This window comes from Citrobacter sp. CRE-46 (genome assembly GCF_059615875.1).
This window is the reverse complement of record NZ_CM184341.1, coordinates 4,935,452-4,956,880: the sequence shown is the minus strand read 5'-3', so window position 1 is coordinate 4,956,880 and position 21,429 is coordinate 4,935,452. Positions and strand designations below refer to the sequence as shown.

Annotated in this window: 18 protein-coding genes; 8 read left to right on the top strand and 10 right to left on the bottom strand. The window is 54.3% G+C overall.

All coding sequences use genetic code 11. The annotated features are described in order from the left end of the window. Positions 1 to 262: 262 nt before the first annotated feature. Both rpoB and rpoC read left to right on the top strand, forming a co-directional pair. Positions 263 to 4,291: a DNA-directed RNA polymerase subunit beta gene (gene rpoB / locus AC534G_RS24005; RefSeq protein WP_003033111.1), complete on the top strand. Its 4,029-nt coding sequence runs from the start codon at positions 263 to 265 to the stop codon at positions 4,289 to 4,291. Positions 4,292 to 4,367: 76 nt separating this feature from the next. After that, positions 4,368 to 8,591, top strand: coding sequence for a DNA-directed RNA polymerase subunit beta' (gene rpoC / locus AC534G_RS24000; RefSeq protein ID WP_038636118.1), 4,224 nt, complete (start codon positions 4,368 to 4,370; stop codon positions 8,589 to 8,591). Positions 8,592 to 8,709: 118 nt separating this feature from the next. Here the strand turns inward: rpoC and AC534G_RS23995 are convergent, their stop codons facing one another. The 9 genes from AC534G_RS23995 to AC534G_RS23955 form a co-directional block, all read right to left on the bottom strand. Then, the gene (locus AC534G_RS23995) at positions 8,710 to 9,027 is read right to left on the bottom strand and encodes a PTS lactose/cellobiose transporter subunit IIA (RefSeq protein WP_038636121.1); all 318 of its coding nucleotides are present in this window, start codon (positions 9,025 to 9,027) and stop codon (positions 8,710 to 8,712) included. Positions 9,028 to 9,031: 4 nt separating this feature from the next. After that, on the bottom strand, positions 9,032 to 9,337 hold the full coding sequence (locus tag AC534G_RS23990) for a PTS sugar transporter subunit IIB (protein ID WP_038636123.1): 306 nt from the start codon (positions 9,335 to 9,337) through the stop codon (positions 9,032 to 9,034). Between the two features lie 814 nt (positions 9,338 to 10,151). Beyond that, on the bottom strand, positions 10,152 to 11,285 hold the full coding sequence (thiH, locus tag AC534G_RS23985) for a 2-iminoacetate synthase ThiH (protein WP_038636125.1): 1,134 nt from the start codon (positions 11,283 to 11,285) through the stop codon (positions 10,152 to 10,154). Next, entirely contained in the window at positions 11,282 to 12,052 is a 771-nt protein-coding gene (gene thiG / locus AC534G_RS23980; protein WP_038636127.1) for a thiazole synthase, read from the bottom strand. Before thiG ends, thiH begins: the two co-directional genes overlap by 4 nt. 1 nt (position 12,053) lies before the next feature. Then, positions 12,054 to 12,254, bottom strand: a complete 201-nt coding sequence (thiS, locus tag AC534G_RS23975; RefSeq protein WP_110496275.1) for a sulfur carrier protein ThiS — start codon at positions 12,252 to 12,254, stop codon at positions 12,054 to 12,056. Then, positions 12,235 to 12,993, bottom strand: a complete 759-nt coding sequence (locus AC534G_RS23970) for a HesA/MoeB/ThiF family protein (RefSeq protein ID WP_110496273.1) — start codon at positions 12,991 to 12,993, stop codon at positions 12,235 to 12,237. Before AC534G_RS23970 ends, thiS begins: the two co-directional genes overlap by 20 nt. Continuing rightward, the gene (gene thiE, locus AC534G_RS23965; RefSeq protein WP_110496271.1) at positions 12,986 to 13,621 is read right to left on the bottom strand and encodes a thiamine phosphate synthase; all 636 of its coding nucleotides are present in this window, start codon (positions 13,619 to 13,621) and stop codon (positions 12,986 to 12,988) included. The genes AC534G_RS23970 and thiE overlap by 8 nt, the downstream gene beginning before the upstream one ends. Continuing rightward, a complete protein-coding gene (gene thiC, locus AC534G_RS23960) occupies positions 13,621 to 15,519 on the bottom strand; it encodes a phosphomethylpyrimidine synthase ThiC (RefSeq protein ID WP_038636137.1) in 1,899 nt (632 codons plus the stop codon). The genes thiE and thiC overlap by 1 nt, the downstream gene beginning before the upstream one ends. A 358-nt stretch (positions 15,520 to 15,877) precedes the next feature. After that, a complete protein-coding gene (locus AC534G_RS23955; RefSeq protein WP_032940921.1) occupies positions 15,878 to 16,357 on the bottom strand; it encodes an Rsd/AlgQ family anti-sigma factor in 480 nt (159 codons plus the stop codon). 99 nt (positions 16,358 to 16,456) lie between these two features. Between AC534G_RS23955 and nudC the strand changes: the two genes are divergently transcribed. The 6 genes from nudC (at position 16,457) to AC534G_RS23925 (ending at position 20,823) form a co-directional block, all read left to right on the top strand. After that, entirely contained in the window at positions 16,457 to 17,230 is a 774-nt protein-coding gene (gene nudC / locus AC534G_RS23950; protein ID WP_038636141.1) for an NAD(+) diphosphatase, read from the top strand. Positions 17,231 to 17,281: 51 nt separating this feature from the next. Continuing rightward, positions 17,282 to 18,346: a uroporphyrinogen decarboxylase gene (gene hemE, locus AC534G_RS23945; protein ID WP_042314226.1), complete on the top strand. Its 1,065-nt coding sequence runs from the start codon at positions 17,282 to 17,284 to the stop codon at positions 18,344 to 18,346. 9 nt (positions 18,347 to 18,355) lie between these two features. Beyond that, entirely contained in the window at positions 18,356 to 19,036 is a 681-nt protein-coding gene (gene nfi / locus AC534G_RS23940; RefSeq protein ID WP_038636148.1) for a deoxyribonuclease V, read from the top strand. A 33-nt stretch (positions 19,037 to 19,069) separates the two neighbouring features. Next, positions 19,070 to 19,660 carry a YjaG family protein gene (locus AC534G_RS23935; protein ID WP_042314221.1) on the top strand — a complete coding sequence of 197 codons (591 nt, stop codon included), beginning with the start codon at positions 19,070 to 19,072 and terminating at the stop codon, positions 19,658 to 19,660. A gap of 186 nt (positions 19,661 to 19,846) precedes the next feature. Continuing rightward, positions 19,847 to 20,119: a nucleoid-associated protein HU-alpha gene (hupA, locus tag AC534G_RS23930; protein WP_001044509.1), complete on the top strand. Its 273-nt coding sequence runs from the start codon at positions 19,847 to 19,849 to the stop codon at positions 20,117 to 20,119. 11 nt (positions 20,120 to 20,130) lie between these two features. After that, entirely contained in the window at positions 20,131 to 20,823 is a 693-nt protein-coding gene (locus tag AC534G_RS23925; protein WP_110498769.1) for a DUF1481 domain-containing protein, read from the top strand. A 74-nt stretch (positions 20,824 to 20,897) separates the two neighbouring features. On the opposite strand, the gene zraP is transcribed toward AC534G_RS23925, so the two are convergent. Further along, the gene (zraP, locus tag AC534G_RS23920; RefSeq protein WP_069325391.1) at positions 20,898 to 21,341 is read right to left on the bottom strand and encodes a zinc resistance sensor/chaperone ZraP; all 444 of its coding nucleotides are present in this window, start codon (positions 21,339 to 21,341) and stop codon (positions 20,898 to 20,900) included. Positions 21,342 to 21,429: the final 88 nt, after the last annotated feature.

Sequence of the window (21,429 nt, the reverse complement as noted above, 5' to 3'; positions counted from 1 at the left end):
ACCAGCCTTTTTGCGCTGTAAGGCGCCAGTAGCGTTTCACACTGTTTGACTACTGCTGTGCCTTTCAATGCTTGTTTCTATCGACGTCTTAATATACTGCGACAGAGCGTCAGTTCTGTGTAAATCGCAATGAAATGGTTTAAGCGTGATAGCAACAGGCATTGCGGAAAGTATTCGATTTTCCGGTCAACAAAATAGTGTTGCACAAACTGTCCGCTCAATGGACAGATGGGTCGACTTGTCAGCGAGCTGAGGAACCCTAATGGTTTACTCCTATACCGAGAAAAAACGTATTCGTAAGGATTTTGGTAAACGTCCGCAAGTGTTGGACATACCTTATCTCCTTTCTATCCAGCTTGACTCGTTTCAGAAGTTCATCGAGCAAGATCCTGAAGGGCAGTATGGTCTGGAAGCAGCTTTCCGTTCCGTTTTCCCGATTCAGAGCTACAGCGGTAATTCCGAGCTGCAATACGTCAGCTACCGTCTTGGCGAACCGGTGTTTGACGTTCAGGAATGTCAGATCCGTGGCGTGACCTATTCCGCACCGCTGCGCGTAAAACTGCGTCTGGTGATCTACGAGCGCGAAGCGCCGGAAGGCACCGTAAAAGACATTAAAGAACAAGAAGTCTACATGGGCGAAATTCCGCTCATGACCGACAACGGTACCTTTGTTATCAACGGTACTGAGCGTGTTATCGTTTCTCAGCTGCACCGTAGTCCTGGCGTCTTCTTTGACTCCGACAAAGGTAAAACCCACTCTTCGGGTAAAGTGCTGTATAACGCGCGTATCATTCCTTACCGTGGTTCCTGGCTGGACTTCGAATTCGATCCGAAGGACAACCTGTTCGTACGTATTGACCGTCGCCGTAAACTGCCTGCGACCATCATTCTGCGTGCGCTGAACTACACCACTGAGCAGATCCTTGACCTGTTCTTTGAAAAAGTTGTTTTCGAAATTCGCGACAACAAGTTGCAGATGGAACTGGTGCCGGAACGCCTGCGTGGTGAAACCGCCTCCTTTGACATCGAAGCTAACGGCAAAGTCTACGTCGAAAAAGGCCGTCGCATCACTGCGCGCCATATTCGCCAGCTGGAAAAAGACGATATCAAGCATATCGAAGTTCCGGTTGAATACATTGCTGGTAAGGTTGCGGCTAAAGACTACGTTGACGAATCTACTGGCGAGCTGATCTGCGCAGCTAACATGGAGCTGAGCCTGGATCTGCTGGCTAAGCTGAGCCAGTCTGGTCACAAGCGTATCGAAACGCTGTTCACTAACGATCTGGACCACGGTCCGTACATTTCTGAAACTGTACGCGTCGACCCAACCAACGATCGTCTGAGCGCGCTGGTAGAAATCTACCGCATGATGCGCCCTGGTGAGCCGCCGACTCGTGAAGCTGCGGAAAGCCTGTTCGAGAACCTGTTCTTCTCCGAAGACCGCTATGATCTGTCTGCGGTTGGTCGTATGAAGTTCAACCGTTCTCTGCTGCGCGACGAAATCGAAGGGTCCGGTATCCTGAGCAAAGACGACATCATTGAAGTGATGAAGAAGCTCATCGATATCCGTAACGGTAAAGGCGAAGTCGATGATATCGACCACCTTGGCAACCGTCGTATCCGTTCCGTAGGCGAAATGGCGGAAAACCAATTCCGCGTTGGCCTGGTGCGTGTTGAGCGTGCGGTGAAAGAGCGTCTGTCTCTGGGCGATCTGGATACCCTGATGCCTCAGGATATGATCAACGCCAAGCCGATTTCTGCAGCAGTGAAAGAGTTCTTTGGTTCCAGCCAGCTGTCTCAGTTTATGGACCAGAACAACCCGCTGTCTGAGATTACACACAAACGTCGTATCTCCGCACTCGGCCCAGGCGGTTTGACCCGTGAACGCGCAGGCTTCGAAGTTCGAGACGTACACCCGACTCACTATGGTCGCGTATGTCCAATCGAAACGCCTGAAGGTCCGAACATCGGTCTGATCAACTCCCTGTCCGTGTATGCACAGACTAACGAATACGGCTTCCTTGAGACTCCGTACCGTAAAGTGACCGACGGTGTTGTAACCGATGAAATTCACTACCTGTCTGCTATCGAAGAAGGTAACTACGTTATCGCTCAGGCGAACTCCAACCTGGATGACGAAGGCCACTTTGTAGAAGATCTGGTTACCTGCCGTAGCAAAGGCGAATCCAGCTTGTTCAGCCGCGACCAGGTTGACTACATGGACGTATCCACCCAGCAGGTGGTATCCGTCGGTGCGTCCCTGATCCCGTTCCTGGAACACGATGACGCCAACCGTGCATTGATGGGTGCGAACATGCAACGTCAGGCGGTTCCGACTCTGCGTGCTGATAAGCCGCTGGTTGGTACCGGTATGGAACGTGCTGTTGCCGTTGACTCCGGTGTTACTGCAGTTGCTAAACGTGGCGGTACTGTTCAGTACGTGGATGCTTCCCGTATCGTTATCAAAGTTAACGAAGACGAGATGTACCCGGGCGAAGCAGGTATCGACATTTATAACCTGACTAAATACACCCGTTCTAACCAGAACACCTGTATCAACCAGATGCCTTGCGTATCTCTGGGCGAGCCGGTTGAACGTGGTGATGTGCTGGCAGACGGTCCGTCCACCGACCTTGGTGAACTGGCGCTGGGTCAGAACATGCGCGTGGCATTCATGCCATGGAATGGTTACAACTTCGAAGACTCCATCCTCGTATCCGAGCGTGTTGTCCAGGAAGACCGTTTCACCACCATCCACATTCAGGAACTGGCATGTGTGTCCCGTGACACCAAGCTGGGGCCGGAAGAGATCACCGCTGACATCCCGAACGTGGGTGAAGCTGCGCTCTCTAAACTGGATGAATCCGGTATCGTTTATATCGGTGCGGAAGTGACCGGTGGCGATATTCTGGTTGGTAAGGTAACGCCGAAAGGTGAAACCCAGCTGACGCCGGAAGAGAAACTGCTGCGTGCGATCTTCGGTGAGAAAGCGTCTGACGTTAAAGACTCTTCTCTGCGCGTGCCAAACGGTGTTTCCGGTACGATTATCGACGTTCAGGTCTTTACTCGCGATGGCGTAGAAAAAGACAAACGTGCGCTGGAAATCGAAGAGATGCAGTTGAAGCAGGCTAAGAAAGACCTGTCTGAAGAACTGCAGATCCTCGAAGCTGGTCTGTTCAGCCGTATCTACGCTGTGCTGGTTTCCGGTGGTGTTGAAGCTGAGAAGCTCGACAAACTGCCGCGTGACCGCTGGTTAGAACTCGGTCTGACCGACGAAGAGAAACAGAATCAGCTGGAACAGCTGGCTGAGCAGTACGACGAACTGAAACACGAATTCGAGAAAAAACTCGAAGCGAAACGCCGTAAAATTACTCAGGGCGACGATCTGGCACCGGGCGTGCTGAAGATTGTTAAGGTTTATCTGGCGGTTAAACGTCGGATCCAGCCTGGTGATAAGATGGCAGGTCGTCACGGTAACAAGGGTGTAATCTCTAAGATCAACCCGATCGAAGATATGCCACACGATGCTAACGGTACGCCGGTAGATATCGTACTGAACCCGCTGGGCGTACCATCGCGTATGAACATCGGTCAGATCCTTGAAACCCACCTGGGTATGGCTGCGAAAGGTATCGGCGATAAGATCAACGCCATGCTGAAACAGCAGCAGGAAGTCGCCAAACTGCGCGAGTTCATCCAGCGTGCTTACGATCTGGGCTCAGATGTTCGTCAGAAAGTTGACCTGAATACCTTCAGCGATGAAGAAGTTCTGCGTCTGGCTGAAAACCTGAAAAAAGGTATGCCGATCGCAACGCCGGTCTTCGATGGTGCGAAAGAGTCTGAAATCAAGGAACTGTTACAGCTGGGTGGCCTGCCGACTTCCGGTCAGATTACCCTGTTCGACGGTCGTACCGGTGAGCAGTTCGAGCGCCAGGTTACCGTTGGCTACATGTATATGCTGAAACTGAACCACCTGGTTGATGACAAGATGCACGCGCGTTCTACCGGTTCTTACAGCCTGGTTACTCAGCAGCCGCTGGGTGGTAAGGCTCAGTTCGGTGGTCAGCGCTTCGGGGAGATGGAAGTGTGGGCGCTGGAAGCATATGGCGCGGCATACACCCTGCAGGAAATGCTCACCGTTAAGTCTGATGACGTGAACGGTCGTACTAAGATGTATAAAAACATCGTGGACGGCAACCATCAGATGGAACCAGGCATGCCGGAATCCTTCAACGTACTGTTGAAAGAGATTCGTTCGCTGGGTATCAACATCGAGCTGGAAGACGAGTAACTCTCGATCAAACAGGTCACTGGTGCTGGCTTAACAGCCAGCGCCAGATTGTGCTAACTCCGACGGGAGCAAATCCGTGAAAGATTTATTAAAGTTTCTGAAAGCGCAGACTAAAACCGAAGAGTTTGATGCGATCAAAATTGCTCTGGCCTCGCCAGACATGATCCGTTCATGGTCTTTCGGTGAAGTTAAGAAGCCGGAAACCATCAACTACCGTACGTTCAAACCTGAGCGTGACGGCCTTTTCTGCGCCCGTATCTTTGGGCCGGTAAAAGACTACGAGTGCCTGTGCGGTAAGTACAAGCGCCTGAAACATCGTGGTGTGATCTGTGAGAAGTGCGGCGTTGAAGTGACCCAGACCAAAGTACGCCGTGAGCGTATGGGCCACATCGAGCTGGCGTCTCCGACCGCGCATATCTGGTTCCTGAAATCGCTGCCGTCCCGTATCGGTCTGCTGCTCGATATGCCGCTGCGCGATATCGAACGCGTACTGTACTTCGAATCTTATGTCGTTATCGAAGGCGGTATGACCAACCTGGAACGTCAACAGATCCTGACTGAAGAGCAGTATCTGGACGCGCTGGAAGAGTTCGGTGACGAATTCGACGCGAAGATGGGTGCGGAAGCTATTCAGGCCCTGCTGAAGAGCATGGATCTGGAGCAAGAGTGTGAAACTCTGCGCGAAGAGCTGAACGAAACCAACTCCGAAACCAAGCGTAAGAAGCTGACCAAGCGTATCAAACTGCTGGAAGCCTTCGTACAGTCTGGCAACAAGCCAGAGTGGATGATCCTGACCGTTCTGCCGGTTCTGCCGCCAGATCTGCGTCCGCTGGTTCCGCTTGATGGCGGTCGTTTCGCAACGTCAGATCTGAACGATCTGTATCGTCGCGTGATCAACCGTAACAACCGTCTGAAGCGTCTGTTGGATCTGGCTGCGCCGGACATCATCGTACGCAACGAAAAACGTATGCTGCAGGAAGCGGTTGACGCCCTGCTGGATAACGGTCGTCGTGGTCGTGCGATCACCGGTTCTAACAAGCGTCCTCTGAAATCTTTGGCCGATATGATCAAAGGTAAACAGGGTCGTTTCCGTCAGAACCTGCTCGGTAAGCGTGTTGACTACTCCGGTCGTTCTGTAATCACCGTAGGTCCATACCTGCGTCTGCATCAGTGCGGTCTGCCGAAGAAAATGGCACTGGAACTGTTCAAACCGTTCATCTACGGCAAGCTGGAACTGCGTGGTCTCGCCACCACCATCAAAGCCGCTAAGAAAATGGTTGAGCGTGAAGAAGCTGTCGTTTGGGATATCCTGGACGAAGTTATCCGCGAACACCCGGTACTGTTGAACCGTGCACCAACCCTGCACCGTCTGGGTATCCAGGCATTTGAGCCGGTACTGATCGAAGGTAAAGCTATCCAGCTGCACCCGCTGGTTTGTGCGGCATATAACGCCGACTTCGATGGTGACCAGATGGCTGTTCACGTACCGCTGACGCTGGAAGCCCAGCTTGAAGCGCGTGCGCTGATGATGTCTACCAACAACATCCTGTCCCCGGCGAACGGCGAACCTATCATCGTTCCGTCTCAGGACGTTGTATTGGGTCTGTACTACATGACCCGTGACTGTGTTAACGCCAAAGGCGAAGGCATGGTGCTGACTGGCCCGAAAGAAGCTGAGCGTATCTATCGCGCTGGCCTGGCCTCTCTGCATGCGCGCGTTAAAGTGCGTATCACTGAATATGAAAAAGATGAAAACGGCGAATTCGTTGCGCACACCAGCCTGAAAGACACGACCATTGGTCGCGCCATTCTGTGGATGATCGTACCGAAAGGTCTGCCTTTCTCCATCGTCAACCAGGCGCTGGGTAAGAAAGCCATCTCCAAAATGCTGAACACCTGTTACCGCATTCTGGGCCTGAAGCCGACCGTTATCTTCGCTGACCAGACAATGTACACCGGCTTTGCTTATGCAGCGCGTTCGGGTGCATCTGTTGGTATTGATGACATGGTCATCCCAGAGAAGAAACACGAGATCATCTCTGAAGCGGAAGCTGAAGTTGCTGAGATCCAGGAGCAGTTCCAGTCTGGTCTGGTAACCGCAGGCGAACGCTATAACAAAGTTATCGATATCTGGGCTGCGGCGAACGATCGTGTATCCAAAGCGATGATGGATAACCTGCAGACTGAAACCGTTATTAACCGTGACGGCGTAGAAGAGCAGCAGGTTTCCTTCAACAGCATTTACATGATGGCCGACTCCGGTGCGCGTGGTTCAGCAGCACAGATTCGTCAGCTGGCTGGTATGCGTGGTCTGATGGCGAAGCCAGATGGCTCCATCATCGAAACGCCAATCACCGCGAACTTCCGTGAAGGCCTGAACGTACTCCAGTACTTCATCTCTACTCACGGTGCGCGTAAAGGTCTGGCGGATACCGCACTGAAAACAGCGAACTCCGGTTATCTGACGCGTCGTCTGGTTGACGTTGCGCAGGACCTGGTTGTTACTGAGGACGATTGCGGCACGCTGGAAGGCATCACCATGACCCCGGTTATCGAGGGTGGTGACGTTAAAGAGCCGCTGCGCGATCGCGTTCTGGGTCGTGTGACTGCTGAAGACGTTCTGAAGCCGGGTACGGCGGATATTCTGGTTCCACGTAACACGCTGCTGCACGAACAGTGGTGTGACCTGCTGGAAGAGAACTCCGTTGACTCCGTGAAAGTCCGTTCCGTTGTATCCTGTGACACCGACTTTGGTGTATGTGCGCACTGCTATGGTCGTGACCTGGCGCGTGGCCACATCATCAACAAAGGTGAAGCAATCGGCGTTATCGCGGCACAGTCCATCGGTGAACCGGGTACACAGCTGACGATGCGTACGTTCCACATCGGTGGTGCGGCATCTCGTGCGGCTGCTGAATCCAGCATCCAGGTGAAAAACAAAGGTAGCATCCGTCTGAGCAATGCGAAGTCGGTTGTTAACTCCAGCGGTAAACTGGTTATCACCTCACGTAACACCGAACTGAAACTGATCGACGAATTCGGTCGTACCAAAGAAAGCTATAAAGTGCCTTACGGCTCCGTTATGGCGAAAGGTGATGGCGAACAGGTTGCTGGCGGCGAAACCGTAGCGAACTGGGATCCGCACACCATGCCGGTTATCACCGAAGTGAGTGGTTTCGTCCGCTTCACTGACATGATCGACGGCCAGACCATTACTCGTCAGACCGACGAGCTGACCGGTCTGTCTTCTCTGGTCGTTCTGGATTCTGCAGAGCGTACGTCGGGTGGTAAAGACCTGCGTCCGGCACTGAAAATTGTTGATGCTCAGGGCAACGACGTTCTGATCCCAGGCACCGATATGCCTGCTCAGTACTTCCTGCCAGGTAAAGCGATTGTTCAGCTGGAAGATGGCGTACAGATCAGCTCTGGTGACACCCTGGCCCGTGTTCCGCAGGAATCCGGCGGTACCAAGGACATCACCGGTGGTCTGCCGCGCGTTGCGGACCTGTTCGAAGCACGTCGTCCGAAAGAGCCGGCAATCCTGGCTGAAATCAGCGGTATCATTTCCTTCGGTAAAGAAACCAAAGGGAAACGTCGCCTGGTTATCACCCCGGTAGACGGTAGCGAACCTTACGAAGAGATGATTCCGAAATGGCGTCAGCTCAACGTGTTCGAAGGTGAACGTGTAGAACGTGGTGACGTGGTTTCCGACGGTCCGGAAGCGCCGCACGACATCCTGCGTCTGCGTGGCGTGCATGCTGTAACTCGTTACATCGTTAACGAAGTTCAGGACGTATACCGCCTGCAGGGTGTTAAGATTAACGATAAACACATCGAAGTTATCGTTCGTCAGATGCTGCGTAAAGCCACCATCGAAAGCGCTGGTAGCTCCGACTTCCTGGAAGGCGAGCAGGTTGAATACTCCCGCGTCAAGATCGCTAACCGCGAGCTGGAAGCGAACGGCAAAGTGGGCGCAACCTTCTCCCGCGATCTGCTGGGTATCACCAAAGCGTCTCTGGCAACTGAGTCGTTCATCTCCGCGGCATCGTTCCAGGAGACCACTCGCGTGCTGACCGAAGCAGCCGTTGCGGGCAAACGCGACGAACTGCGCGGTCTGAAAGAGAACGTCATCGTGGGTCGTCTGATCCCGGCCGGTACCGGTTACGCGTACCACCAGGATCGTATGCGCCGTCGCGCAGCGGGCGAACTGCCAGCTGCTCCGCAGGTGACTGCTGAAGATGCGTCTGCCAGCCTGGCAGAACTGCTGAACGCAGGCCTGGGCGGTTCTGACAACGATTAATCGTTGCTGACCATAATAAAAAACCCGCTTCGGCGGGTTTTTTTATGTCTATGTTATGCCTGATAGCGCTGCTCTTATACGGCCTGTGAGGTTACGAAGCCGCCATCCGGCAGTGTTATTAATTTACCGGCGGCAACCGCCGATAAAGCTCAATCATGTCGCCCGCCAAATCCTGAATCACCATCGCGTTCATCAGGTGATCCTGCGAATGGACTGTGATGAGATTAACCGGTAGCTTGCCGGTACCTTCGTCAATGCCGATTAGCTGGGTCTGGATTTTATGTGCCTGTTTGACGTACTCGCGTGATTCCACCATTGCTTGTTCCGCACCAGTAAAGTCACCTTTACGCGCCAGTTGTAGCGCTGTCAGGGCCTGACTGCGGGCGGCTCCGGCGTTGACTAATAATTCCATGATGATCGTTTCTAACTCTTCCATGTCATCACTCCAGTAGTTTCAGCGCTTTTTCCAGTACGGCATCACCTTTCATCATGCCGTAATCCATCATATCGATAACGGCGACTTTTTTGCCTAGCGGGTCGGCGAGCGCCTGCAGCTTGGCCTGCTCATATTTAACCTGTGGACCAAGCAACACGATATCTGCAGTGGCGATATTCTCTTCAAACTCAGCCACCGGGACAGCTTTGATCGTGACGTCGACACCTTTTTTCTGGGCGGCATCTTTCATCCTTTGTACCAGCATGCTGGTGGACATTCCGGCGGCACAGCATAAAACGATGTTTTTCATAAGCAGTCTCGCTCAACATGTGTGGGTTGATAATTATCGCGAGCCAGCTGTAGCAACAACTGCTTTGCAACGATTGTGTGCAAGGCATCACAAAGAAAACCACTTTTTCTGAAACCGGTTACAAAAAGAAGCAAAACTCAACGATCTGAACCGAGGCTGGCGGCTCTTTGGTACGCTTATCACATGCGGGAATATATAATTACTGGCAATAAAAACATGTTATAAAAAACAGTATTGACAGCGTTTTTTAAACCCGTATGTTAATGCTTAACAGCAGGGAAATAGTCGTTTGCTGTTAACGTAGTAAGTGTTAGTAAAGCTTTATTGGGGGTTGCGATAAAGGCCACGAAGTATTTTTTGTTTGGGGTAGTCGATGCTGAAAACGCTATTTTTTCACTTCGACAATGCTTTCAGGCCACGTAGTTGATTTATCTAATCGCAAAAAGTTAGTAAAGCGCGACGATGTAACGCCATGATTTAATAGTAAGTGTTTGTGATTTCTGTTTTTATGGTTATCGCAAGGGAAATAAGGCAACGCATCAAAGAGTATATGTCGCGAGGGGAAGTGTACTTGTTTAGGTCACCAGCCTTGAGTTTTATTATCAAGCCGGTGCAATGTGTTTAACGGTAAATAGAGGAAAGTTTTAGTTAGTATCAAAATCCAATATTATCTGTAGTAAACCTGTACATTTTAAAGTAGTACCATCAGCAGTACTAAATCGTTAAGTTTATTAATGTTAAATCTGAAGTTTGTAGTAACTTAAAGCCCTGACTGCACTAGTCGGGGCTTTTGTTTAATGCGATCGCTCCGGGCTTACTGCATCTGCGTAGTGCGCCCCAGATAGCTGTCCCAGTCTTTCCACACGGGCTGTAATCCCCGCGCCATGAGTGCTTCAGCAACGGCTTCCGGGCGACGATTGTCGTGCGGGGCGAACTGTTCCAGCTCTGGATGGTTATCGGCATAACCGCCAGGCTGGGTTTTTGAGAAGGCGCTGACATTGTTGATCGCCAGCGGGATCACATGGTCACGAAACCAGGGTGATTCGCGGGTGGAGAGCGACAGCTCAATTTCTGGCGTCAGTAAACGAAACGCGCAAATGGTCTGGAGCAACTGTCGCTCGTCCATGATCGATGCGGGTTCAACGCCCCCGGTGCATGGGCGCAGACGAGGAAAGGAGATGGAGTAGCGGCTCTGCCAGTAATGCTGCTGCATCCACAGCAGATGTTCGGCGACCATATAACAATCCACCCGCCAGCTGTCAGACAAACCAATCAGCGCGCCAAGACCGATTTTATCGATTCCAGCGCGGCCAAGCCTGTCCGGTGTTTCCAGCCGCCAGAAGAAATCCTGCTTTTTCCCCTTTAAATGATGATGGGCATAAGTCGCTTCATGATAGCTCTCCTGATACACCATCACCCCGTCCAGCCCCAGCCTCTTCAGCTCGGCATACTCCTCGGTTGCCAGCGGCTGCACTTCCATCTGTAACGAGGCGAACTGACGGCGAATGTCAGGTAAATGGCGGCGAAAGTAGTCCATGCCCACTTTGCTCTGGTGTTCACCGGTGACCAGCAGCAGGTGTTCAAAACCCAACTCGCGGATGGCGGCGCACTCGCGGGTGATTTCTGCCTCGTCCAGCGTCTTACGTTTGATGCGGTTGCTCATAGAAAAACCGCAGTAGGTGCAGTCATTGGCGCAGAGGTTTGAGAGATAAAGCGGCACGTAAAAACTGACGGTGTTGCCGAAGCGCTGGCGAGTCAGCCTTTGCGCCCGTTGCGCCAGCGGTTCAAGGTAATCGGCGGCGGCGGGGGAGAGCAGTGCCATCAGGTCGTCACGACTTAGCTGTGGAGCGTTAAGCGCGCGTTCCACGTCAGCGGCGGTTTTACCGTTGATGCGCAGGCGAATGTCGTCCCACTCCAGTTGCCGCCAGCGGTCGGTGAAGGTTTTCATGCTAAGGCCTCCAGAAAGCCGGTGAGCGGGCTGGTGGCGCTGGCCTGCGAACTTTTGCTTCCTGGCACAGCCTGCCGCGCCAGTAATCCGGCTTCCACCGCCAGACGAAAGGCGGTTGCCATCATCACCGGATCGTCCGCCACGGCAATCGCCGTGTTGACCAGCACCGCATCAGCGCCCATTTCCAGCGCCTGCGCCGCGTGGCTGGGCACGCCGATCCCGGCGTCGACCACCACCGGCACGGTGGCCTGCTGGATAATGATCTCCAGCATGGCTTTGGTTTCCAGCCCCTGGTTAGAGCCGATAGGCGCGCCGAGCGGCATCACCGCTGCGCAGCCGACCTCTTCCAGCCGCTTGCACAAAACCGGATCCGCGCCGCAGTAGGGCAGCACGACAAAACCCTGCTTCACCAGCGCCTCGGCGGCTTTTAGCGTTTCGATTGGATCCGGCAGCAGCCAACGGGCGTCCGGGTGGATTTCTAATTTCAGCCAGTGGGTGCCCAGCGCTTCACGCGCCAGTTGGGCGGCGAAGATCGCCTCTTCGGCGGTTTTCGCCCCGGAGGTATTAGGCAGCAGCGTGACGCCCGCTTCAATTAGCGGCGCCAGAATCGCATCGTTGTGCTGGCGCAGGTCCACGCGCTTCATCGCCAGCGTCACCAACTGGCTGCCGGAAGCGCGAATCGCCTCGACCATCAGTTGCGATGAGGCAAACTTCCCGGTACCGGTGAACAGATGTGAATTAAACGTTTTGTCGGCAATACGTAACATCTCAACCCCCTGCAATAACCTGAAAAAGCAGGATCTGGTCGCCTTCCTGCACGATTTGCTGTTCCCACTGCTCGCGCGGCAGGATCTGCTGATTGAGCGCCAACGCCGCGCCCGGTTTGAGCTGGTTGAGCTGGATAAGCAGCCCGCTGATGGTTTGCCCTGCGGCGCACTGCATCGGCTCATCATTGAATTGAATTTGCATGCTGCCCTCCGCATACCGGACAGCCGTTGGCGCGACGCAGCGCGAGGCTGCGCCACTGGCTGGTTTTGCCGTCAAACAGACGTAGCTCCCCGCCCGGCGTCTCAATACCGCTAAGTAATTTAATCGCCTCCAGCGCCTGCAAGGTACCCATCACGCCAACCACCGGGCCGAGCACGCCAGCGGTACGGCAGTTGCGTTCCGGCTCTACATCATCCGGCCACAGGCAGCGGTAACACCCTTGTTCCCACGGCGGCGTGAGCACCATCAACTGACCGCCAAAGCCGACAGCGCTGGCGGTGATGAGTGGGATATTGAGCGCTACGCAGGCGGCGTTGATTTCCTGGCGCGTGGCCATGTTATCGGTACAGTCGAGCACTACATCGGCTCGCGCGACCGTATGCCGGAGCGCATCGCCTTTAAGTCGCTGCTGGAGTGATACCAGTTCGATATCCGGGTTGATCCGCGTCAGGCGCTGCCGGGCAACCTGAGATTTTGAACGCGCGATATCATCGGTGGTAAACAGGATCTGGCGCTGCAAATTGCTCAGATGAATGTCGTCATCGTCTACCAGCGTCAGTTTGCCAATGCCTGCTCCCGCCAGATACAGCGCGGCAGGCGAACCTAACCCGCCTAAACCCACGATCAGCACATGACTTGCGAGCAGCTTTTGCTGGCCATCAATGGCGATATCGCCGAGCAGGATTTGTCGGCTGTAGCGCATAAAATCGCGGTCATTCATCGCCAACTCCCGCAATTTCCAGTAACTGCGCGGTAGCGGCGCGCCAGTCGGCGGCTTGAGTAATGGCGCTAACCACAGCCACGCTGCCGACGCCGGTCGCCAGCACCGACGGGGCGCGTTCAAGGCTGATGCCGCCGATCGCGACGGTCGGGTAATCCGCCAGTCGTTCAATATGACTGGCCAACTGCGCCAGCCCCTGCGGGGCGGAAGGCATCTGCTTGGTTTGCGTCGGGAAGACGTGGCCGAGTGCGATATAAGAAGGCTTAGCGGCGAGTGCGACGTTAATCTCCATATCATCGTGAGTGGATACACCCAGGCGTAAGCCCGCCGCCTGAATGGCATTCAGGTCGGTGGTTTCGAGGTCTTCCTGGCCCAGATGCACGCCGTAGGCGTTGTGCTTAATCGCCAGCCGCCAGTAGTCGTTAATAAACAGGCGGGCGTCATAACGACGCCCCAGTGCGATGGCGGCGATAACGTCGGCTTCCACCTCTTCATCGCGTTTATCTTTGATACGCAACTGAATGGTGCGCACGCCCGCCTCCAGCAGACGTTCAATCCATTCAACGCTGTCTACCACCGGGTAAAGCCCGAGGCGGAACGGTACGGTTGGGAAATCAGGCTGATACATCAGGCTTCCTCCCGTTTGAGATAAATTTCGCCGCCTTTGGCGCGGAAGTTTTCCGACATATCCGCCATCCCCACTTCAATGGTTTGCGCGGCGGCGTAATCACGCACTTCCTGGCTGATTTTCATCGAGCAGAATTTCGGCCCGCACATGGAACAGAAGTGGGCGACCTTGCCGGATTCTTGTGGCAGGGTTTCATCGTGATAAGCGCGGGCGGTGAACGGGTCGAGCGCGAGGTTAAACTGATCTTCCCAGCGGAATTCAAAGCGCGCTTTCGACATGGCGTTATCGCGGATCTGCGCGCCCGGATGCCCTTTGGCTAAATCCGCGGCGTGGGCGGCGATTTTGTAGGTGATCAGCCCCTGCTTCACATCTTCTTTGTTCGGCAGGCCGAGGTGCTCTTTCGGCGTCACGTAACACAGCATCGCACAGCCGAACCAGCCGATCATTGCGGCGCCAATGCCGGAGGTGAAGTGGTCATAGCCCGGCGCGATATCGGTCGTCAACGGCCCTAAGGTGTAGAACGGCGCTTCGTGGCAGCTCTCCAGCTCTTCGGTCATGTTGCGCTGAATCATATGCATCGGCACGTGGCCCGGGCCTTCAATCATCACCTGCACGTCGTATTCCCAGGCGATTTTGGTCAGCTCGCCCAGCGTATGCAGCTCGGAGAACTGCGCTTCGTCGTTGGCGTCCTGGATGGAGCCGGGACGCAGGCCGTCGCCCAGCGACAGGGAAACGTCGTAGGCGGCGCAGATTTCGCAAATCTCGCGGAAATGTTCGAACAGGAAGTTCTCTTTGTGATGGGAGAGACACCATTTCGCCATAATTGAACCGCCGCGCGAGACAATACCGGTCAGGCGTTTGGCGGTCATTGGCACGTAGCGCAGCAGTACGCCCGCATGGATGGTGAAGTAGTCGACGCCTTGTTCGGCTTGCTCCAGCAGCGTGTCGCGGAACGCTTCCCAGGTGAGATCTTCGGCGATCCCGTTGACCTTCTCCAGCGCCTGATAGATCGGCACGGTGCCGATCGGTACCGGGCTGTTACGCAGGATCCACTCGCGGGTTTCATGAATATAGCGGCCGGTGGAGAGGTCCATTACCGTGTCCGCGCCCCAGCGGGTCGACCAGACCAGTTTTTCCACCTCTTCTTCGATGGAGGAGGTGACCGCCGAGTTACCGATGTTGGCATTCACTTTGACCAGGAAGTTGCGGCCAATGATCATCGGCTCCGATTCCGGGTGGTTGATGTTGGCGGGGATAATCGCGCGGCCCGCAGCCACTTCATCACGCACAAATTCCGGGGTGATGTTTTCCGGCAGGCGTGCGCCGAAGCTCATCCCCGGATGCTGGTGGCGCAGCACTTCACTGCGAATGCGCTCGCGGCCCATATTTTCACGGATGGCGATAAACTCCATTTCGGGAGTGACGATCCCCTGGCGGGCGTAATGCAACTGGGTGACGCGCTTGCCTGCTTTGGCGCGTTTCGGCGTCAGCAGGCCGGTAAAACGCAGATCGTCCAGACCATCGTCGGCCAGACGTTCTTTGGTGTAAGCCGAGCTACGGTCGTCTAATTCTTCGCTATCATTGCGTGCGTCAATCCACGGCTGGCGCAGTTTCGCCAGACCCTGCTGGACGTTAATCGCCACCTCAGGATCGCCATACGGGCCGGAGGTGTCGTACACCGGTACGGCTTCGTTCGCCTCAAACTGCGGGTTATCTTTACTGCCGCCAATCAGCGTTGGGCTGAGCTGAATTTCGCGCATCGGGATGCGGATATCCGGCTGCGAACCGGTGATATAGATGCGTCTGGACTCAGGAAAGGCGGTACCTTCCAGGGTATCGATAAAGTGTTGGGCCTGGGCGCGCTGTTCGCGGCGTGATGGTTTAGTAGTGGCAGACATAGCTCATTCCAAAAAAGTAAGGACGTGGCTTGTCAGACGACGGATGAAGCAAGAGAGACGATCGCCCAGGGGCGATACGGCTGTAGATTGACTCTTGTTCCCTTCGCAGGTTTTAACCTGATCAGGTTCCGCGGATCCCGAATTAACGGTCTCAGCCTTTTCCACGTCATCCTTCGCGCTGCCTCTTTGTTGGCTTCGTCCGCTCACTCCAGTCACTTACTTAGGTAAGCTCCTGGAGATTCACTGACTTGCCGCCTTGACGCATCACGAATGCTTTTGTGGAAAATAAGCACTCCGACAAGAAGTAACCTCTATCTTAGAGGTAATGAATGTAAACTACGCGTTAATGCGGAAAATCTCAAGCCGGGCGTTTGAATTCGCTAAGCGTTTTAAAGGCCAGCATGATGAGCTGATCTTCCAGCCGGAAACGAGCCTCCAGCGCTTCGCCAATATCGGAAAGCGCCTGCTGGAGCTGGTGAACGTTATCCTCATCGATGGCGTTTTCCAGCGTTGAGTCATAGTAATCCATTATCAGTTGGGTATTGGCATCCAGCTGCGGCCAGATTTTGCTGGCGTTTAAAAGCGGACTCTCACCTTCCATTTTATGGATAATGCGTTCATAAATACTGAAGTGACCGGCAGACAGATAGTCGACCAGACGCTGGCAAAAATTATCGAGCGCTTTCTCATTGAGGCGCATAAACGACTCTTTGCCCGGTTTCAGGCCAACCAGATCGTAGTAAGCCACGAGCAGGTGCTTACGAATATTCAGCCAACGGTCGACCAGTTTATGATGCCCATGGACACGCTCTTTCAGGTGTTCTAACTGGTTTAACATACGTTGACCCTCGTATCGATAAGTTTAAAATCTGCTCATGTCAATCTTGTAAAAATAATGTTAATAACATGCCTGTGAAGCAAAGGTAGCGCAAGAGATATGGATCGAATAATTGAAAAATGGGATCGCGGCTGGTGGATTGTGAGCCACGAACAAAAATTATGGTTGCCTGCTGGGGAATTACCCTATGGCGAGGCGATAAATTTCGATCTTGCGGGCCAGCGCGCACTTCAGATAGGTGAGTGGGAAGGCGATCCGGTCTGGTTGGTGCAGCAGCCGCGTCGCCACGACATGGGTTCGGTGCGCCAGGTTATCGACCAGGATGTAGGCCTGTTTCAGTTGGCGGGGCGCGGCGTACAGCTGGCCGAGTTCTACCGCTCGCATAAATTCTGCGGCTACTGCGGGCACACGATGCACCCGAGCAAAACCGAATGGGCGATGCTGTGTAGCCATTGCCGCGAACGCTATTACCCGCAAATCGCTCCCTGCATTATCGTGGCGATTCGCCGCGATGATTCGATCCTCCTTGCCCAGCATGTTCGCCATCGTAACGGTGTGCATACCGTGCTGGCCGGTTTTGTCGAAGTAGGCGAAACCCTGGAGCAGGCGGTGGCGCGCGAAGTCATGGAGGAAAGCGGGATCAAGGTGAAAAATCTGCGCTACGTGACCTCGCAGCCGTGGCCGTTCCCGCAATCGCTGATGACGGCGTTTATGGCAGAGTACGACAGCGGCGACATCGTCATCGACCCGAAAGAGCTACTCAATGCCAACTGGTATCGCTACGACGATTTACCACTCTTACCCCCGCCTGGCACCGTCGCGCGTCGTTTGATCGAAGATACGGTGGCAATGTGTCGGGCCGAGTACGAGTAAAGAACGAGTGGTGATACACTGTGGGACTGACGCAATAAGGAACTGCAAAAAATGACCGAACTGAAGAACGATCGTTATCTGCGTGCGCTGCTGCGCCAGCCCGTTGATGTCACCCCGGTATGGATGATGCGCCAGGCGGGCCGCTATCTACCGGAATATAAAGCCACGCGCGCCGAGGCGGGCGATTTTATGGCGCTGTGCAAAAACGCCGAGCTGGCCTGCGAAGTGACGCTGCAGCCGCTGCGTCGCTACAAGCTCGATGCGGCGATCCTCTTCTCGGATATTTTGACTATTCCGGATGCAATGGGGCTTGGGCTGTACTTTGAGGCCGGGGAAGGCCCGCGCTTCACCTCACCGATTACCAGCAAGGCCGACGTTGAAAAACTGCCGATTCCGGACCCGGAAGGCGAGCTGGGCTACGTGATGAACGCGGTGCGCACCATTCGCCGTGAGCTGAAGGGCGAGGTGCCGCTGATAGGTTTCTCCGGCAGCCCGTGGACGCTGGCGACCTACATGGTGGAAGGCGGCAGCAGTAAAGCCTTCACCGTGATTAAAAAGATGATGTATGCCGACCCTAAAGCGCTGCATCTGCTGCTCGATAAGCTGGCGCAGAGTGTCACGCTGTACCTGAACGCGCAGATTAAAGCGGGCGCGCAATCGGTAATGATTTTTGATACCTGGGGTGGCGTGCTGACCGGGCGCGACTATCAGCAGTTCTCGTTGTACTACATGCATAAAATCGTTGATGGTCTGCTGCGTGAAAACGAAGGCCGTCGCGTACCGGTGACGCTGTTTACCAAAGGCGGCGGTCAGTGGCTGGAAGCGATGGCGGAAACCGGCTGTGATGCGTTAGGTCTCGACTGGACAACAGATATCGCCGATGCGCGTCGTCGCGTTGGCCATAAAGTGGCGCTGCAGGGCAATATGGACCCATCCATGCTGTATGCGCCGCCGGCACGGATCGAAGACGAGGTAGCGACTATACTTGCAGGTTTCGGCCAGGGTGAAGGCCACGTCTTCAACCTCGGTCACGGCATCCATCAGGATGTACCGCCGGAACATGCAGGGGTGTTTGTGGAGGCAGTGCATCGCCTGTCCGAACAATACCACCGCTAAGGAGTCATTATGGATCTCGCGTCGCTACGCGCTCAGCAGCTTGAACTGGCCTCTTCAGTGATCCGCGAGGATCGCCTCGACAAGGATCCGCCGGATCTGATCGGGGGAGCGGACGTCGGGTTTGAGCAGGGTGGCGAAGTGACGCGGGCCGCGATGGTTCTGCTGAAGTATCCCTCTCTGGAACTGGTTGAATACACGGTGGCGCGGGTCGCCACCACCATGCCGTATATTCCCGGCTTTCTCTCCTTTCGTGAAACCCCCGCGCTGATGGCCGCCTGGCAACAGCTGTCGCAAAAACCGGATCTGCTGTTCGTCGACGGGCATGGTATTTCCCACCCACGTCGCCTGGGGGTCGCCAGCCATTTTGGTCTGCTGGTAGATGTCCCGACCATTGGCGTGGCGAAAAAACGTCTGTGCGGCAAGTTTGAGCCGCTCTCTGCCGAACCCGGTGCGCTCGCGCCGCTGCTGGATAAAGGCGAACAGCTGGCATGGGTCTGGCGCAGCAAAGCGCGCTGTAATCCGTTGTTTATCTCTACGGGTCACCGCGTGGGCATGGACAACGCGCTGGCGTGGGTGCAGCGCTGTATGAACGGTTATCGTTTGCCGGAACCGACCCGCTGGGCGGATGCGGTGGCATCAGAACGTCCGTCTTTTACGCGGCTTGCAGCAAAAACGCCCCATATCGGGTAAACTGCGGCTAATTTCCGTATTTGAGAACTCATCATGTTACAAAACCCGATTCACCTGCGTCTGGAGAAGCTGGAAAGCTGGCAGCACGTCACGTTTATGGCCTGCCTCTGTGAGCGCATGTACCCAAACTACGCCATGTTCTGCAAGCAAACTGAATTTGGCGATGGGCAGATTTATCGCCGAATTTTAGATTTAATTTGGGAAACGCTGACGGTAAAAGACGCGAAAATCAATTTCGACAGCCAGTTGGAAAAGTTTGAAGAGGCCATTCCTTCTGCGGATGATTACGATCTGTACGGCGTTTACCCGGCGATTGATGCCTGCGTGGCATTAAGCGAACTGATGCATTCTCGTCTTAGCGGTGAAACGCTGGAGCATGCGATTGAGGTCAGCAAGGCATCGATTACGACGGTTGCGATGCTGGAAATGACCCAGGCTGGTCGCGAAATGACCGATGAAGAGCTGAAAGAGAACCCTGCCGTTGAGCAAGAATGGGATATTCAGTGGGAAATTTTCCGACTTTTAGCCGACTGTGAAGAACGCGATATTGAGCTGATAAAAGGGCTTCGTGCAGACCTGCGCGAGGCTGGTGAGAGCAATATTGGTATAAATTTTCAGCAATGACACCATAAAACGTGATTTAACGCCTGATTTGTCGTGCCTGAAGGCTTCCCATCCGCCCCCGGTCTGGTCTACATTTGGGGGGCGAAAAAAAGTGGCTATCGGTGCGTGTATGCAGGAGAGTGCTTTTCTGGCATTTCCGTCGCACTCGATGCTTAGCAAGCGATAAACACATTGTAAGGATAACTTATGAACAAGACTCAACTGATTGATGTAATTGCAGACAAAGCAGAACTGTCTAAAACACAGGCTAAAGCTGCTCTGGAATCCACTCTGGCTGCTATTACTGAGTCTCTGAAAGAAGGCGATGCTGTACAACTGGTTGGTTTCGGTACCTTCAAAGTGAACCACCGTGCTGAGCGCACTGGCCGCAACCCGCAGACCGGTAAAGAAATCAAAATCGCCGCAGCTAACGTACCGGCATTTGTTTCTGGTAAAGCACTGAAAGACGCGGTTAAGTAATTCGCGTGGCAGTGAACAGTTTTATCGAAGGGGCGGTTTCGCCCCTTTTGTCCATCTGGCGTCATTTGCTTTGGCTTTCAGGTGTTCTGTTACTGTCAGCCTGTGGTAGCCATTCTGAGCTTCCTCCCTTCACGGCCAGCGGCTATGTTGGCGATCAGGGGGCGGTACGCATCTGGCGTAAAGATTCCAGCGACGATGTTCACTTGCTCTCGGTATTTAGTCCGTGGCGTAAAGGCGATACCACCACCAGTGAATACCGCTGGCAGGGTGATTCGCTCTCTCTGATAGAACTCAACGTATACAGTAAACCGTCGGAACATGTTCGGATACGCTTCGATGACCGGGGCGAACTGAGTTTCATGCAGCGTGAAGTCGACGGGCAAAAACAACAGCTTTCCAGCGATCAAATCGCGCTTTACCGCTATCGCGCCGATCAAATCCGCCAGACCAGCGATGCGCTGCGTCAGGGACGGGTGATATTGCGTCAGGGACGCTGGCATGCGAATAACACGGTGACGACCTGTGAAGGTGAAACGCTAAAGCCCGATCTGGAATCGTGGGCGATAAACCATATTGAGCGCCGCCAGCGCCATTCATCCGTAGAGGTGAGCGTGGCATGGCTGGAAGCGCCCGAAGGATCGCAACTACTGCTGGTCGCCAATGAAGATTTTTGTCACTGGCAGCCGAAAGAGAAAACATTTTAACGCCGGATGGCGACGCAAATGCGTCTTATCCATCCGTAGTCCGATTAGCGTAGCGCGATCAGGCATTAAGTCCTTTACCAGTGTCCCATTCCCATATGACCGCCACCGCGATAGTTACCGCCACCGCCGCATCCGCCGTAGCCCATTCCGGCACCACGTGGCACGCCTGCCTGCGCCAGCGCGACATCACGCTTAACGCGCTGCTCATCCAGAGACTGATTCAGAGCCTCCATTTCTTTTGCCACGGCATTAATTTTTGCCGTGTCTGGCGAACTGGCTGTTAACAAGGCGTTGTACTCATAACGTTTGGAGACCAACTGTTGGCGTAACGCGCTGGTCTGGGAGTAGTAATCATCATAAATTTTCTGCGCGGTAGCCTGCTGCTCGGTGGTCATTGGTATGCCGCCCCGTTGCTGCATACCATCCCCATATCCCCAATGATGTTGCGCCAGCGCCGGGGTGGAGCCCAGAGTGATAAGAGAGAGTGCAATCAGCGCCAGTTTGTTGTTCCGTTTCATTGTTCGTTCTCCTGTTGGTTAGCTTATATTCCCTTTTGCATCTTCCGTGCCAAAGCGGCAATCCAGGCCTTGCGGAGGTTGTTCTCGC

Bases quoted from the DNA above. Each gene is read 5' to 3' on its own strand.
- rpoB (WP_003033111.1), top strand. From the start codon at position 263: ATGGTTTACTCCTATACCGAGAAAAAACGTATTCGTAAGGATTTTGGT.
- AC534G_RS23995 (WP_038636121.1), bottom strand. From the start codon at position 9,027: ATGGAAGAGTTAGAAACGATCATCATGGAATTATTAGTCAACGCCGGA.
- AC534G_RS23990 (WP_038636123.1), bottom strand. From the start codon at position 9,337: ATGAAAAACATCGTTTTATGCTGTGCCGCCGGAATGTCCACCAGCATG.
- thiH (WP_038636125.1), bottom strand. From the start codon at position 11,285: ATGAAAACCTTCACCGACCGCTGGCGGCAACTGGAGTGGGACGACATT.
- thiG (WP_038636127.1), bottom strand. From the start codon at position 12,052: ATGTTACGTATTGCCGACAAAACGTTTAATTCACATCTGTTCACCGGT.
- thiS (WP_110496275.1), bottom strand. From the start codon at position 12,254: ATGCAAATTCAATTCAATGATGAGCCGATGCAGTGCGCCGCAGGGCAA.
- AC534G_RS23970 (WP_110496273.1), bottom strand. From the start codon at position 12,993: ATGAATGACCGCGATTTTATGCGCTACAGCCGACAAATCCTGCTCGGC.
- thiE (WP_110496271.1), bottom strand. From the start codon at position 13,621: ATGTATCAGCCTGATTTCCCAACCGTACCGTTCCGCCTCGGGCTTTAC.
- thiC (WP_038636137.1), bottom strand. From the start codon at position 15,519: ATGTCTGCCACTACTAAACCATCACGCCGCGAACAGCGCGCCCAGGCC.
- AC534G_RS23955 (WP_032940921.1), bottom strand. From the start codon at position 16,357: ATGTTAAACCAGTTAGAACACCTGAAAGAGCGTGTCCATGGGCATCAT.
- nudC (WP_038636141.1), top strand. From the start codon at position 16,457: ATGGATCGAATAATTGAAAAATGGGATCGCGGCTGGTGGATTGTGAGC.
- hemE (WP_042314226.1), top strand. From the start codon at position 17,282: ATGACCGAACTGAAGAACGATCGTTATCTGCGTGCGCTGCTGCGCCAG.
- nfi (WP_038636148.1), top strand. From the start codon at position 18,356: ATGGATCTCGCGTCGCTACGCGCTCAGCAGCTTGAACTGGCCTCTTCA.
- AC534G_RS23935 (WP_042314221.1), top strand. From the start codon at position 19,070: ATGTTACAAAACCCGATTCACCTGCGTCTGGAGAAGCTGGAAAGCTGG.
- hupA (WP_001044509.1), top strand. From the start codon at position 19,847: ATGAACAAGACTCAACTGATTGATGTAATTGCAGACAAAGCAGAACTG.
- zraP (WP_069325391.1), bottom strand. From the start codon at position 21,341: ATGAAACGGAACAACAAACTGGCGCTGATTGCACTCTCTCTTATCACT.